This window comes from Erwinia sp. PME.40.26/001 (assembly GCF_055556675.1).
Genome location: NZ_JBVHNP010000001.1, coordinates 504382 through 518958, shown reverse-complemented (window position 1 = coordinate 518958; position 14577 = coordinate 504382). Strand labels below are relative to the sequence as shown.

Below are 14577 nucleotides of genomic sequence, written 5' to 3'. Positions count from 1 at the left end.
AAGGGGGCAGAAGGTTACTTTGGCAAAAATCACAGAAATTACCAGCGCAACCTTCAAAGACTGAACAAAAGTTGCAACGGTTACGCACGATACCGGTGCAGTGCATCATTACGACGCGGCATCCTGCTGCAACCTTCGTTTCAGACTGCCCGCAGCCCCCGCCTGCAACGCCGTGGGCGTCGATATCACCGCCTGGTATGGAAATTGCTTCATGATCGCTAAAGAGGCCAAGGAGAATCAGATGAAAGCAATCATTATTGGTGCCGGTATCGGTGGAATGTGCGCCGCTATCGCACTGAAGCGCTGTGGGATCGACAGCGAGGTGTATGAAGCGGTCAAAGAGATCAAACCGGTCGGTGCAGCGATATCCATCTGGCCTAATGGCGTCAAATGCCTGAATTATCTGGGAATGAAAGAGGCACTGCGCGCGATTGGCGGGCCGATGCACGCGATGGCCTATAAGGATGCCTTTAGCGCAGAGACCCTGACGCAGTTCAGTCTGGATCCGCTGGTGCTGGCTGCGGGTGAGCGCCCTTACCCGGTGGCCCGCGCTGAACTGCAGGGCATGCTGCTGGATACATGGGGACGTGAGCAGGTGCAGTTTGGTAAACGCGTGAGCCACGTTGAGCAATATGCTGATGGCGTGACGGCTTTTTTTGACGACGGCAGTCAGGCTGAGGGCGATTTGCTAATCGCCTGTGACGGCACCCATTCGGTGATCCGCCAGTCGGTACTGGGCTACGCCGCTGAACGGCGCTATGCCGGTTATGTTAACTGGAACGGGCTGGTGGAGATCGATGAGTCCCTGGCACCCGGCAATCAGTGGACGACCTTTGTCGGAGAAGGCAAGCGCGTGTCGCTGATGCCCATTGCCGGCAACCGGTTTTACTTCTTCTTTGACGTACCGCTGCCGAAAGGCTTGCCGGAGGATCGTCGTACCCTGCGCGACGACCTGACCCGTTACTTTTCCGGCTGGGCCGCGCCGGTGCAGCAGCTGATCGCCCGGCTTAACCCGGACACCACCAACCGCGTCGAGATCCACGATATCGACCCTTTCTCCCGGCTGGTGAAGGGCCGCATCGCGCTGCTGGGCGATGCGGCCCACAGTACCACCCCGGATATCGGCCAGGGCGGCTGTGCGGCGATGGAAGATGCGGTGGTGCTGGCAATGACCTTACAGAGCCACTCGCTGGGCATTGAAGACGCCCTGCTGCGCTACCAGCACAGACGCGCTGACCGGGTCAAAGACCTGGTGCTGAAAGCGCGTAAACGCTGCGATATCACCCATGCCAAAGATCCTGCCGTGACTGCCGAATGGTATGCCGGGCTGAAGCAGGAGTCCGGGGAGCGGATCCTGAGCGGGATGAGTGAAACCATCCAGGGTGGCCCGCTGGCGTAGCTGCGGTGGCGCACGGCCGGGGGCCTTACTCCCCGTTGCCAATCTGCCAGATAAACGTCGGATCCGTGCCGTTAACCTCCCAGTCTCCGACGTTGCGCGTTTTATAAATCACCGGGTTATGGGATGCCACGGTGCGCGCGTTGCGCCAGTGCCGATCCAGCGCCTTACTGGTACGGGTGTCCGACGCGCCCAGTGCGTTAAACAGCTCACTGGCCGCCCGTGGGATCAGCTCGCTGGCAATCACCTGCGCCTGCGCTGACGCCAGTTCAGCCCGCACGTTGGCCTGGCGGATCAGCGCCTCATCAGCACTGTCATGCACCTCGTAAGCATACTGCAGCGCGTGGGTGGCCTGCTGTACGCTGGCTTCCACCGCATACGCCCAGCTGGAGATCTGCCCGACCACCTGCAAGACCTGTACGTCGTTTTTCACCTGGGTGGCATTGCCGTGGCTGTAGATCCGCCTGCGGCTGGCGACGCCTGCGGCCGCATCACGCTTCACCGCCCGGCCAATCCCGGCCAGGGTGGCCAGTAAAACATGCTGATAAAACGCAGTCTGATAACGAAAACGTTCGCTGAAGTCATACACGTGGGCCTGCTCCACCTGCGCCTGGCGGAAACGGGTTGTTCCGCTGCCGGTCAGCCGCTGGCCGAAGCCGTCCCAGTCATCCTCTCGTTCCACTTCCTGCTGATGGGTGCTGACCAGCGCGATCACGTCACGGCCATTGTCTTCCCGCTGCGCGTAAACGTCGATCCAGTCCGCATACAGGGTGCCGGTGCTGTAAAACTTCTCACCGGACAGCTGCCAGCCGCTGTCCGTCGGTGAGACGCGCGTCACCACCTTGCCCAGCCTGAGGTTGCCGATCTCCGTCCAGCCACTGCCCACCAGCTCTCCGTCGGCAAAGCGGCGAAACCAGCGTTGCCGCCCTTCGCTGTCCGGCTGATTCAGCCGGTCTTCGACAAAGGCGAAATGGGCCCGCAGCGCCTGCGGCAGATTAGAATCGGCTTCGGCCAGTTCCGTCAGCAGCTGGAAAAGCTGCGGCAGCGTGACGCCAAAGCCCCCCTGCGACTGGGGGATGCGCAGCGTGCCAAACCCGGCCTCCTTCAGCCAGCGGACAGGCTCCAGCGGCAGAGTACGGTTCACTTCACGCGCCACCGCCCCGGCGGCAATGCGGTCAAATACCGGGCGGAAACGGGCAGCAAGGATTGGGTAATCAGGGGGCAGTTCAGACATGGGCATCTCCATTTTCAGCGGGGTCATCGATGTCCTGCCGGGTCGGCTCGAAGCGGACCGCCAGCAGGAAAATAATCGGAATAATCGCGGCCAGCGAGACAATCCAGAACATATTGGTACCAAAGGTGGCCTGCAAAATCGGCAGAATAAACAAAGCCAGCGCACTGCCAACGCCGGACAGCGAGCGGCCAAAGCCGACGCCGGTAGCACGAATATGGGTCGGGTAAGAGAGAGCCGGATAGATCATCATCTGTGCCCCCGGGCCAAAGCCCTCGGCAAACAGCCACAGGCCGAGCATCAGGATGGCGAACACCACCCCGGCGGCGGCCGTCGGGTGCCCCACCAGCGCCAGCGAAATCAGGGCAATAAACTGCAGGCCAAAACCGGCAATGGCCACGTGACGCGACGGATACTTCCACGCCAGCCGCATCCCCAGCAGGCCACCGGTAAAGGCAAACAGCGCATTCAGCCCCAGCGACGCCGACAGGGTTTCAAATACGCCGGCACCGAGGAACCGGGCGAGGATCGACGGCAGGAAAAAAGCAATCGCGGTGTATTCAAACGAGATACAGATATTCATTACGGCAGTGACCAGCGTGCGTTCGCGGTACGGTTTCTGGAACAGCACGCGAAAACTGACTTTGGGGGCCGCAGGTTTTACCGGTGCCTGCGCGTCCGGTTCTGCAGCGTGGGCGGTGATGCCGTAGGCGTCGCGCAGAATGCGGGCGGCCCCCTTCAGGTCTCCCTGATTTGCGGCCCACAGCGGGGATTCATTCATAAATTTGCTGCGTACCGCAATGATCAGCAGTGCAGGGACCGCGCCAAACAGCAGCGAGGCGCGCCACAGCCAGTCAGCGTGTTCTGCAGGCAGCAGAAAATAGAGCGCAAAAATAATAAAGAAACAGGCGGATGACGCGGCGTACCACATCGGACACCAGGCCGCCAGTCGCGCGGCTTTGTTGCCCTTACCGCTGAATTTTGAGAATTCAGCCAGGTAGGCCATAGCGACCGGCAGATCGATGCCGACGCCAATCCCCATCAGAAACCGTGCCCCGATCAATACCCAGACATTGGGTGCCAGCCCGGCGGCGATAGCGGAGACCACGAAGAACAGCATATCGGCCATAAATACCGAGTAGCGACCGTATTTATCGGTCAGCCAGCCGCCCAGCAGGTTGCCGGCGATAGTGCCGATCATGATCGATGAAGTGACCAGCCCGGTAATGGCTGGCGTCAGACCGAACTCTTTCACCACATCGTCAATACCGTATGACAGCGTGGTCAGATCGTAGGCGTCGAGAAATACGCCGCCCAGCGCCAGAAAAACAATCCAACGCGCATAACTGTTTTTACGCGTGCTGGAATTAATCAACCTGGCGACATCACTGACGGATCGAACCGGTGTTGAATCGGATGGCGGTAATGCCATGCCATCGTCAATATTTAATGTACTCATATTATCCCCATCTCATATTATTTTAATGACTGACAACACAACGGTTATAAAGAGAATGGTGTATCATAACAAACAAGGAAAAATGATTTGATTGTGCAATAACGTCATAAGCCTTTAGCGATGAATATAACCACCCTCATAATAAAATAACGCAAATACCCCCTGCCACCGACAGAGGGGAGGAATATGAACAGCTCGACACTGAAATAAATAAGCCGGCTAAAACCTGCATCACCAGGTGAACGCAACCTATTGAATTATAATAAATTAAAGTATTTTCATTTTAATGACACGGGAACCAGCACCCCCTGTACTAGCGGATCGCGCGTTTCTTTCAACCACTGCTGAACACGTGGGTCGGCAAATGCCTTTTTTAATTTGATAATATTTTCATCATTTAAATAAGGTGTGCCAATCACCAACTGCGAGGCAAACGTCTTCGGCGCAGGCGGGAATAATATGCCTTTACTGCGGGAAACTTTCCCGGCATCAAACTGAGCCACATAACCAATAGCGGCATCCACCGAATTTAAGGCGCGCGGCATGGTTAACAGATCGAGTTCTTTAAAAGCGAAGTGATGCGGATTCTCTTTTATATCTTTCAGTTTTGCCGTTCGCGGCTCGACCGCCGGATTAAGACCAATCAGTCCGATGCGCTGCAACAGCCACAGCGCCTGGGCCTGGTTAGCGCCGTCGTTCGGCACGACAATGACCGCCCCGTCGGGTAAATCGGCAACTGACGCGTAGCGATCCGAGTAAATGCCAAATGCCCACTGGAACAGCGGCAGGGTTGGGGTCAGAGCGAATTTATTGGCCTCCACCACCTGCTTCAGCCACCACTGATGCTGATAAACCGTGGCGGCGTACTGTCCTTCAGCCACTGCCCGGTCGGCCTGCACCGGATCCTGTAGTCCGACCGCTTCCAGCCTGATGCCATAATCCGGGGCGATATGCTGGCCCACATAGTCAATCAGGCGCTGTTCTCCCGCCATCGCCGGTTCATAGTGAACTTTTAGCGTGGTGCCAAAAGTTACGCTGTGTCGCTGCTGGAAGGTGAAATACCCGACTCCCGCGCCGATCAGCACAATAGCCAGTATCCCTGCCGGCCAGCGCCAGGCTTTCTTCTTTTTCAGTTCAAAATTCGGCTGCGTCATGATGCGTCTTTCCCCTGCCCGTGTTGAAGTGCGGCAACCACGCGGTCGCCAGTAAACTGAATGAGCTGAATAGTGCCGATCAGCACCAGGATGGTGGCGATCATGATGTGGTTGTCGAAACGCTGGTAGCCATAGACCACCGCCAGATAGCCGATACCACCCGCGCCAATCGTGCCGGCAATCGCGGAATATTCGATCATCGAGATCACATTGAGGGTAATGGCGGCGACAATCGCGGGCAGCGCTTCACTCAGCTGCGCGCCCGCGATCACCTGCCAGCGTGAGCCGCCGGAAACCAGTCCGACCGCTGTGACGTCAGCGGGCAGCTCGCGCAGCGCATTTTCCACCAGCCGGGCAAAGAAGGGCGTACCGGCAACAATCATCGGGATCACGGCCGCCGGAATACCGATAGTGGTACCGGTTAGCCAGAAGGTGAACGGAATGATCGCGGCCATCAGTACCAGGAATGGCAGAGAACGGCCGATATTCACCAGCCAGCTCAGGCTGCGGTTCAGCCCCGGCTGCGGGAACAGCCCGCCACGAGAGGTATTGAACAACACCACGCCCAGCGTTCCGCCCAGGCTGATGACAAACAGCATCACGATGCCGACCATCAGCCAGGTTTCGCCGTAGGCAGGCAGCATCAGCAGATGGATCTCGTTCCAGGGAGTGTCCTGGCTGATGACATCAACGGCTTTCATCCGGCCTCCTGTAAGCGGGGACGCTCTGCAATAATCTGTGCCCGGATGCCCATGACGGCCAGCGCGTCGATCAGCATCTGCGGGTTCAGCGGGCGCTGGTTAAAGCGCACCGCGATCTGCATCCGGCCCGCCAGCTGCCCTGACACCTCTTCCAGGTGTGCCGCCAGCAGATCCACCTGCACGTCATAGTGAACGCTCAGCTGACTGATCCAGTCGGTGGCCAGCGGGGGCGCACAGGTCAGACCCAGCAGCAGGTCGCCGCGCCCCTGAAGCGGGCGCAGTGGGAACAGCTGGGCAGAAAGCGAAGAGTCTGGGGTACTGAGCAACTGGTGCAGCGCCCCGTGCTGCACCAGCCGGCCGTCGCGGATTTCCGCCACGGCATCGGCGGCGCTGCGCACCACATCCATTTCATGGGTGATCAACACGATCGCCAGGCCAAACTGCTGCCGTAACTGTTTCAGCAGTTGCAGGATCGCCCCGGTCGCCTGAGGATCCAGCCCTGACGTCGCTTCATCGGCCAGCAGCACGGCAGGCTTCAGCGCCAGGGCGCGCGCAATGCCAACGCGCTGACGCTGGCCACCCGAGAGCTGTGCCGGGTAATGATGTGCTTTATCCGACAGCCCGACGCTGTCCAGCAGCTCGCCGACATGCCGCTGGATCTGCCCCGGCACCACGCCCAGCCACTCCAGCGGCAGGGCCACGTTCTGCCAGGCGGTTTTACGCTGCAGCAGCGCGGATGACTGAAATACCGTCCCGATAGCGCGCCTTTCCCGCCGCAGTGCAGCACCAGAGAGGCGCGACAGATCCTCACCGTTGACGCGGATGCTGCCGGCATCCGGTCGCTCCAGCAGGCTGATACATCTGGCCAGCGTCGACTTCCCGGCACCGCTCGGCCCCACCACCGCCGTGATGGATGCGGCGGGCACCGTCAGCGAAATCCCCTTCAGCACCTCCGTTCTGCGGCCGTCGGCTCCCTGATAGTGTTTATGCAGCCCGTCAATCTCTATCATGGCGTCACCCCGTCTTTCGCGGTCGTGAGTGATTCGGTACGACGATAAGTCGCTCCGGGGTGCGGCACTTCCAGCCGCGGGCCACGGCCGAACAGCTTTTCGCGCAGGGTTCCCGGCTGGTACTCTTTTTTGTACACGCCGCGCTTTTGCAACTCCGGGATCAGATGCGTCACCACGTCGCTGAAGGTTTCATGCGTCACCGCGTAGGCCAGGTTAAAACCGTCAACGTCGGTCTCATCAACCCAGCTTTGCAGCTCATCGGCCACGGTCTGCGCGCTGCCCACCAGCAGCGGACCAAACCCACCGATCCCCACCCAGTCAGCCAGCGCCTGTACCGTCCACTGGCGGTCGGGGTCGGCCGTGGAGAAAGTCTCAACCGCCGACTGAATGGCGTTGGTGTGCAGATGCTTCAGAACCTGATCGGGCTGGTACTGACCAAAGTCAATGCCGGTCCAGCCGGAGATCAGCGCCAGCGCGCCCTCATAGCTGACGTAACTTTTGTACTCCTGCCATTTGGCCTGCGCCGCTTTATCCGTCTCATCAACAATCACCGTCTGCAGGTTAAAGATCAGGATGCTGCGCGGGTCACGCCCGGCCGCTGCAGCACGCTGGCGAATATCCGCCACGGTTTTTTTCAGCAGTACCTTTGACGGCGCGGCGACAAATACGCATTCAGCATGTCCGGCGGCAAACTGTTTACCCCGGCTGGAGGCCCCGGCCTGATACAGCACCGGCGTACGCTGCGGCGAGGGTTCGCACAGGTGAATGCCCGGCACCTGGAAAAACGTGCCCTGATGGTTCACCGGGTGGATCTTCGTCGGGTCGCTGAAGATGCGGCGCTCGCGGTCGCGCAGGATCGCCCCGTCCTCCCAGCTGCCCTCCAGCAGTTTGTACACCACCTGCAGGTATTCGTCGGCGTAGTCGTAGCGGGCGTCGTGATCGGTCTGCGACTGATGGCCGATATTGCGTGCGCCGCTTTCCAGATAGGAGGTGACAATATTCCAGCCAATGCGCCCGCGAGTCAGATGATCGAGCGTCGACAGGCGGCGGGCAAAGGGATAGGGGTGCTCAAACGACAGTGAGGCGGTCAGACCGAATCCGAGGTGCTCGGTGACCATCGCCATCGGCGTGATCAACGCCAGGGGGTCATTCACCGGGACCTGGGTGGCATTGCGGATCGCGGCGGCGTTATCGCCATTCAGCACGTCATAGACGCCCAGCACGTCGGCAATAAACAGGCCGTCGAACCTGCCGCGCTCCAGCAGCCGGGCCAGATCGGTCCAGTAGCTGAGGTCTTTATACTCCCAGGAGCGATCGCGCGGATGCGCCCACAGGCCCGGCGACTGGTGGCCGACGCAGTTCATATCAAAAGCATTGAGGCGAATTTCTCGTTGTGAAGACATAGTACGCTCCGAATTTTACACGGCCGGATCCAGCCCGCCCGCTGCAGGAAATGTTTTATCAGGGGATTAACGTGGCGTTATGGCATCAGGCGGGACATCGCTCCGCCTCTGCCCCCAGCAGCTGCCGGGCGACGTTTTCGGCATGCTCGGCCACCTGCGGCAGCCCCATCAGTTCGCCAAAATAAGCGCGGGCGGCAGGGCCGGCGACATACAGATGAGGATTGGCCTGGCCATCGGCCCGCAATGTTTGCGACCGGGCATTAATCTGAATGCCCAGCCCCAGCGGATCGGCCCGCACCACGCCTGCGGAGGCCAGCTGATGCAGCAGCGCATCGCTGTGCAGCAGCCCGCCGTGTGCCGGGCCAGTAGTGATGATCAGGCGGTCAACCGTCAGGCGTTGTGCCTCCCCCGCGCGCGGCTGCAGGCGCAGTACGATTTCACCCCCGGCCGCCGCGACGGACGTCAGGCGTGCGGCCAGCACGCGCAGCTGACCGCACTGCTGCTGCTGGGCCAGCACGGCGCTGACCTGCGGCGCGATGCGGTAACGATGGACGTCCCACCACGGGCGCAGGTGGCGCAGAAAACGCTGCTGTTCCTTCAGCGGCAGCGCCTGCCAGATGCGCTGAGCGTTCAGACGGATATCATCCAGCACCCGCTGCCACGGCAGGCCCTGGCCTGCGGCATCCGCGACCTCGCGGCGAATGCGGCGCAGCCACGCCAGCACAGTGACCGGGTCGTTGTGAGTATATTCCAGTGGCCGGGGGTCAAAGGGGCCACTAAGATTGGGGCGTGGCAGCAGACCACGGCGGGAGAACGCCACCACCGGCCCCCGGTGCCCGTGACGGTGTAACGTTGCCACCACGTCTGACATACTCAGCCCGCTGCCCATGATCGCCACCCGTTCACCGGGGCCGATCCCGGCAAGGGCATCCTGCCGCCACGGGTCAGCAATCAGGCCCGCATGGCCTTCCAGCGCCAGGGCCACTGCCCGTGGCACGGCCGGGGGCGGATGACTGATCGCCAGTACCACCGCGTCCGCATGCAGTCGTTTCCCCAGGGCCGTGTGCACCACCCCGTGCTCCAGTGCCACGGCACGGTCGCAGAGATGGTGCAGCCGCACCGGCGAGTGCAGCTGCTCACGGGCGAAGCGTTCTGCGACATACGCACCGAACTGCCCGCGCTGGGGATAGACGCTGCCATCGTGCCAGCGCGCTTCCGGGTCAGACTGACAGGCCGGAGAAGCACGGAACCAGCGGTCAAAATCACCCTTTTCTGCCGCCGACAGCTGCATACGGTCAGCAGGCACGTTGATGCGGTGCGACGGGTCCCGGGTACCGTAAGCCACGCCGCGCGCCAGCTGAGAACGCGGTTCTATCACCGTCACCGTCAGCCCGGCGTGACCGAGCCTGGCCAGATGGATGGCCACTGCGGTGCCGGTAAAGCCGCCGCCGACGATAACGATATGACGTTCAGCCATGGCTCTGCTCCCGCTGCTGCTGCTGCTCCAGCTCGCGCACCAGGGGGATCACCTCGCGGCCAAAGAATTCAACCTCTTCCTGAAAATGCAGAAAGCCCAGCAGCATCAGGCTGACGCCAGACGCTTTCAGCGCGACAATGCGCCGGGCAATCTGTAACGGCGTACCGATAAGATTGGTTTTAAACCCGTCGTTATACTGCACCAGATCCTCCAGCGTCGATTTCGCCCAGTTACCTTCCCCTTCCGGCGAGGCACTGCCAGCATTTTTGACTTCGTCCCGGAACCCTTTTACCGCATCCGGGTTGGCCTGGTCGAGGATCTGTTGCAGTACCTGCTGCGCTTCCTGCTCGCTGTCGCGGGCAATCACAAAGCCGTTAACGCCCACTTTCACCTGATGCCGGTTCTCTGCCGCTTTCTGCCGGATGTCTTCCACCTGCAGGCGAATGCCCTCCGGCGTATTGCCGTTGGTGAAGTACCAGTCGGACACGCGCGCCGCCATATCCCGCGCCGCGCGGGAGCTGCCGCCCTGGAAGATTTCGGGCTGTGGATCCAGCGGCTTGGGTTTCAGGGAATAGTCGCGGTAGCGATAGAAATCCCCGGCGAAGTTAAACACGTCCTCCTGCCAGATGCCGCGCAGGCAGCGGATAAACTCTTCTGAGCGCCGGTAGCGCTCATCATGATCCAGCCACGGTTCGCCAATCGCTTTGAACTCGCCGCGAAACCAGCCGCTGACAATATTGACGGCGATGCGCGCCCCGGACAGGTGGCTGATGGTGGCAATCTGTTTGGCGGCCAGCGTCGGATTCCACGGCCCCGGCAGCAGCGCCGCAATCACCTTCAGTTTTTCCGTTGCCCCCAGCAGCGCCTGTGAAAAACTGACCGACTCATGCTGGTTATCCGCCCCGTAGCCTGCGGTAAAGCGGATCTGCGTCAGGGCATAGTCGAACCCGGCTTTTTCAGCTATCTGCGCCAGCTTACGATTGTATTCAACGTCCCAGCTGGTGCGCTGAGGGATATGGCTGATCACCAGGCCGCCAGAAACGTTCGGCACCCAGTAGGCAAATTGTATCGGATGTTGGCTCATCGTCTCTTCCTCAGCGGTTACTTGCAGGGTTAACCGGACGGCGATCGCCGCCGATGGTTTCACCAAACGGCCCGGTATTGATCGTGCGCTGACGTGGGTCGCGGTTCGACGCCAGCGGCAGCAGCGGCATCACCAGCTCGGCAAAGCGGTGTGCCTCTTCCAGATGCGGATAACCCGACAAAATAAAGTTATCAATCCCCAGCGCCTGGTATTCACGGATGCGGTCCGCGACCTGCTGCGGGCTGCCCACCAGCGCCGTACCGGCTCCGCCACGCACCAGGCCTACCCCGGCCCACAGGTTGGGCCCAATGCGCAGACTGTCGCGGGAACCGCTGTGCAGCGCGCTCATTCGCGCCTGCCCGGTTGAGTCCATACGGGCAAAAATGGTCTGTGCCGCCGCAATCGTCTCCTCATCGAGGTGGGCAATCAGACGGTCGGCCGCCGCCCACGCCTCCTCTTCTGTTTCGCGCACGATCACATGTAGCCGGATGCCGTAACTGAGCTGACGGCCGCGTTGTTCGGCACGCTGGCGCACCACCGCCAGTTTTTCCGCTACCTGTTCCACCGGCTCCCCCCAGGTGAGGTAGGTATCAATCTGATCTGCTGCCACATCGATGGCCTCATCGGATGAACCGCCAAAATAGAGCGGCGGCCCGTCTGGCTGCACCGGAGGGAAGAGGATCTCGGCCCCCTCGACGCGGATATGCTCACCGTGGAAGTCGACTTTTTCCCCTTTCAGCAGCCGGGTATAGACCTCCAGAAACTCCCGGGTTACCTGATAGCGGTCGGCATGACTGAGGAAAATGCCATCCCCTTTATTTTCCACCGGGTCCCCCCCTGTCACCACGTTGATCAGCAGCCGCCCTTCGGAAAGGCGATCGAGAGTGGCAGCCATGCGGGCGGCCAGGCTGGGCGGCTGCAGGCCAGGACGAACGGCAACCAGATAGCGCAGCCGTTTGGTGATCGGTGCCAGCGCGGCGGCGACCAGCCAGGCATCTTCACAGCTTTTACCGGTGGGGATCAGCACGCCGTAATAGCCGAGGTTGTCGGCGGCCAGCGCCACCTGCTGCAGATAGGGTAGATCGACCGGGCGACCGCCTTCAGTGGTGCCGAGATAGCGTCCGTCCCCGTGGGTCGGAAGAAACCAGAATACGTTGATATTGTCCTGTGCTGACTCGCTCATTATCCGCTTCCTATATAACTATATCTGAATTTAGTCGTTAGAAACTTTCGCTTTGGTTATAAAGACACTAGCAGGAAGCGTGCCAATCATTTTTCTGATTAAAATCACTACAAATCAATAGCTTGAATTTACTCCCCGCCGACCGTCGCTGCTGCATAAGCAGCAGGTACTGACCGGATACTGTTGGATTTGCAGCAAACAGGGCGTTCACCCCCTCGCCACGGGTGCGTTGCCAGGATACGCTTTTCGTCCCTTATACTCCGTGCAGGAAGGACATCATGACGCATCCCGGCCCGTTACTGATTGACCCGGCTTCTCTGGCTTTTCAGAGCGTACTGGATCGGCTGGCACCGACCGATGCCACCGTGCTGATCGTCGGTGAAACCGGCACGGGTAAGGAAGTTGTCGCCCGTTATCTGCATCACCACAGCCTGCGTCGCGGGCAGCCGTTCGTTGCCGTCAACTGCGGCGCGCTGACCGAAAGCCTGGCGGAGTCGGAACTGTTCGGACATGAAAAAGGGGCATTTACCGGCGCGGCCGAGCGCCATCAGGGCTGGTTTGAGGCCGCAGAAGGCGGCACCCTGCTGCTTGATGAGATCGGCGAGCTCAGTCTGCCGTTACAGGTAAAGCTGCTGCGCGTTTTACAGGAACGTGAAGTCACCCGCGTGGGTTCCCGCCGCCCGGTGAAGGTCAATGTACGGGTCATTGCCGCCACGCACGTTGACCTGGCCCATGCGATCCATGAACGCCGCTTTCGCGAAGATCTCTTCTACCGCCTTAACGTGGCCGCCGTCACCCTGCCGCCGCTGCGCCAGCGGCGTGAAGACATTCCCGTGCTGGCTGACCACTTCCTGACGCTCTATGCCCGCCGCCTGGGCCGGCCGCAGCTGCGGCTCAGTGAAGAAAGCCTTGCCACGCTGATGGAGTATGCCTGGCCGGGCAACATCCGCGAGCTGGAAAACACGCTGCATAATGCCGTCCTGCTGAGCAGGGAGTCGCTGATCTCGCCGCATCAGCTCAGGCTCAACCCCGCTATTGCTGAACGGCAGCCTGCGGGAGAGCGGGCGCTGGATACGTTTATCCTGCAGCAGTTGCAGAGCGACGAGGGGCCGTTGTATCAGCGGATGGTCGACGCGCTGGTGCGTAACGCCTTCGCGCTGTGCGGTGATAATCAGCTGCAGACGGCGGCCCTGCTGGGGATCAGCAGGAACACACTGCGCACGCATCTTGGCCATCTGGGGCTGATCAAAGCCCGGCGCAGCCTGGCCACACCGGGGCGGCGCGAACCCACCCGCGATGCCGTGCAGGATCGTGAACTGCGCATCGGCTACCAGAAGTTTGGCAACCTGGGCGTTCTGAAAGCGCGGCAGAGCCTTGAAACCCTCTTCGCCCATCGCGGCGTCAGCGTACTGTGGAGTGAGTTTCCGGCCGGGCCGCAGCTGCTCCATGCGCTGGATAATGGTGAAATCGACTTCGGTACGACCGGCGAAGTGCCGCCGGTATTCGCCCAGGCGGGAAACAGTGCGCTGCGGTATGTGGCCTGGGAGCCTGCTGCCCCGCAGAGCGTAGCCCTGCTGGTGGCGCAGGACAGCCCGGTACAGACGCTGGCTGACTTACGCGGAAAGCGTATCGCTGTAAACAAAGGATCAAACGTCCACTATCTGCTGGTGCAGATGCTGGACGAGGCCGGGATGACGCTGAATGACGTGCGTGTGCTGTATGCTCCGCCCAAATATCCCCTGACGCCCAGCGATTACCATGCGGTCGATGCCTGGATGATGTGGGATCCGCTGCTCAGCGATGCCGAGCAGGATGGTCAGCTGCGGGTCATTGCTGACGGCCGGGGACGGGTCAGTAACCATCAGTTTTATCTCGCGCACCGCGACTTTGCCGCTAACTCTGCCGATCTGCTGCATCCCCTACTGGCCGCACTGGCCGATACCGGAAATTATATTGATGCAAACCGCGCGGAAGCCGCCGCGCTGCTGGCTGCCGAACTGGGGCTGTCGCCGCAGGCGCTCTCACATGCGCTTCTCCGCCGCAGTCATCAGACCCGGCGCATGGATCTGACCGTGATCCGCGCCCAGCAGACCATTGCTGACCGTTTCTTCGCGCTGGGCTTGCTGCCCAGAGCCATCAACGTCAGGGAGGCCGTCTGGCATGAACCCGGCGTGACATAACCGGGGAGCATTTTAGGCTGATCTGCTGAGACAAAATGACCACTTCTGCGTGTGCCCGGCGGGAACAGGGCCATCCGACCGCAGCGAGTTGTTAAAAATCAGAAAGATAACGTAAAGGCGGGATCACTCTTAACATCAAATAAACTGATGAATCCGCAGCAGCAAGAGAACACGATTATCCATAACACAGCGGTTAATTCCTAAATAACTGTTGCGCCTCTGTTTACATTTGGAATTACCTTTACGCTGGAGTAAAGTTCATTCGTCGTTACATCCCGGGCAGTCTTGCACCGTGATAT

At 60.4% G+C, this 14577-nt stretch carries 11 protein-coding genes; 2 read left to right on the top strand and 9 right to left on the bottom strand.

What is annotated here, in order from left to right:
- The first annotated feature begins 241 nt into the window (after nt 1-241).
- Nucleotides 242-1399: an FAD-dependent urate hydroxylase HpxO gene (gene hpxO, locus ACZ3HG_RS02700; protein ID WP_191932303.1), complete on the top strand. Its 1158-nt coding sequence runs from the start codon at nt 242-244 to the stop codon at nt 1397-1399.
- A 25-nt stretch (nt 1400-1424) separates the two neighbouring features.
- On the opposite strand, the gene ACZ3HG_RS02695 is transcribed toward hpxO, so the two are convergent.
- From ACZ3HG_RS02695 to ssuD, 9 genes are all read right to left on the bottom strand, one after another.
- Nucleotides 1425-2630 carry an acyl-CoA dehydrogenase family protein gene (locus tag ACZ3HG_RS02695; RefSeq protein WP_465331726.1) on the bottom strand — a complete coding sequence of 402 codons (1206 nt, stop codon included), beginning with the start codon at nt 2628-2630 and terminating at the stop codon, nt 1425-1427.
- Nucleotides 2623-4086, bottom strand: coding sequence for an MFS transporter (locus tag ACZ3HG_RS02690; protein ID WP_465331724.1), 1464 nt, complete (start codon nt 4084-4086; stop codon nt 2623-2625). The genes ACZ3HG_RS02695 and ACZ3HG_RS02690 overlap by 8 nt, the downstream gene beginning before the upstream one ends.
- Before the next feature lie 278 nt (nt 4087-4364).
- Nucleotides 4365-5240, bottom strand: coding sequence for a MetQ/NlpA family ABC transporter substrate-binding protein (locus tag ACZ3HG_RS02685; RefSeq protein ID WP_465331722.1), 876 nt, complete (start codon nt 5238-5240; stop codon nt 4365-4367).
- Nucleotides 5237-5941, bottom strand: a complete 705-nt coding sequence (locus ACZ3HG_RS02680; protein WP_191932299.1) for a methionine ABC transporter permease — start codon at nt 5939-5941, stop codon at nt 5237-5239. Before ACZ3HG_RS02680 ends, ACZ3HG_RS02685 begins: the two co-directional genes overlap by 4 nt.
- Nucleotides 5938-6951 (bottom strand): methionine ABC transporter ATP-binding protein, encoded by a 1014-nt coding sequence (locus ACZ3HG_RS02675; RefSeq protein ID WP_465331720.1) that lies wholly within the window; start codon nt 6949-6951, stop codon nt 5938-5940. The genes ACZ3HG_RS02680 and ACZ3HG_RS02675 overlap by 4 nt, the downstream gene beginning before the upstream one ends.
- Entirely contained in the window at nt 6948-8354 is a 1407-nt protein-coding gene (locus tag ACZ3HG_RS02670) for an LLM class flavin-dependent oxidoreductase (protein WP_191932297.1), read from the bottom strand. The genes ACZ3HG_RS02675 and ACZ3HG_RS02670 overlap by 4 nt, the downstream gene beginning before the upstream one ends.
- Nucleotides 8355-8439: 85 nt before the next feature.
- The gene (locus ACZ3HG_RS02665) at nt 8440-9831 is read right to left on the bottom strand and encodes an FAD/NAD(P)-binding protein (protein ID WP_465331718.1); all 1392 of its coding nucleotides are present in this window, start codon (nt 9829-9831) and stop codon (nt 8440-8442) included.
- Nucleotides 9824-10915: a dimethylsulfone monooxygenase SfnG gene (sfnG, locus tag ACZ3HG_RS02660; protein WP_465331716.1), complete on the bottom strand. Its 1092-nt coding sequence runs from the start codon at nt 10913-10915 to the stop codon at nt 9824-9826. The genes ACZ3HG_RS02665 and sfnG overlap by 8 nt, the downstream gene beginning before the upstream one ends.
- Nucleotides 10916-10925: 10 nt before the next feature.
- A complete protein-coding gene (gene ssuD, locus ACZ3HG_RS02655; RefSeq protein WP_465331714.1) occupies nt 10926-12098 on the bottom strand; it encodes an FMNH2-dependent alkanesulfonate monooxygenase in 1173 nt (390 codons plus the stop codon).
- 278 nt (nt 12099-12376) lie between these two features.
- Between ssuD and ACZ3HG_RS02650 the strand changes: the two genes are divergently transcribed.
- The gene (locus ACZ3HG_RS02650) at nt 12377-14278 is read left to right on the top strand and encodes an aliphatic sulfonate ABC transporter substrate-binding protein (protein WP_465331712.1); all 1902 of its coding nucleotides are present in this window, start codon (nt 12377-12379) and stop codon (nt 14276-14278) included.
- Nucleotides 14279-14577 lie beyond the last annotated feature (299 nt).

Coding starts and splice junctions, on each gene's coding strand:
- ACZ3HG_RS02670 (WP_191932297.1), bottom strand. CDS start 8,354: ATGTCTTCACAACGAGAAATTCGCCTCAATGCTTTTGATATGAACTGC.
- ACZ3HG_RS02675 (WP_465331720.1), bottom strand. CDS start 6,951: ATGATAGAGATTGACGGGCTGCATAAACACTATCAGGGAGCCGACGGC.
- ACZ3HG_RS02680 (WP_191932299.1), bottom strand. CDS start 5,941: ATGAAAGCCGTTGATGTCATCAGCCAGGACACTCCCTGGAACGAGATC.
- ssuD (WP_465331714.1), bottom strand. CDS start 12,098: ATGAGCGAGTCAGCACAGGACAATATCAACGTATTCTGGTTTCTTCCG.
- ACZ3HG_RS02650 (WP_465331712.1), top strand. CDS start 12,377: ATGACGCATCCCGGCCCGTTACTGATTGACCCGGCTTCTCTGGCTTTT.
- hpxO (WP_191932303.1), top strand. CDS start 242: ATGAAAGCAATCATTATTGGTGCCGGTATCGGTGGAATGTGCGCCGCT.
- ACZ3HG_RS02690 (WP_465331724.1), bottom strand. CDS start 4,086: ATGAGTACATTAAATATTGACGATGGCATGGCATTACCGCCATCCGAT.
- sfnG (WP_465331716.1), bottom strand. CDS start 10,915: ATGAGCCAACATCCGATACAATTTGCCTACTGGGTGCCGAACGTTTCT.
- ACZ3HG_RS02685 (WP_465331722.1), bottom strand. CDS start 5,240: ATGACGCAGCCGAATTTTGAACTGAAAAAGAAGAAAGCCTGGCGCTGG.
- ACZ3HG_RS02695 (WP_465331726.1), bottom strand. CDS start 2,630: ATGTCTGAACTGCCCCCTGATTACCCAATCCTTGCTGCCCGTTTCCGC.
- ACZ3HG_RS02665 (WP_465331718.1), bottom strand. CDS start 9,831: ATGGCTGAACGTCATATCGTTATCGTCGGCGGCGGCTTTACCGGCACC.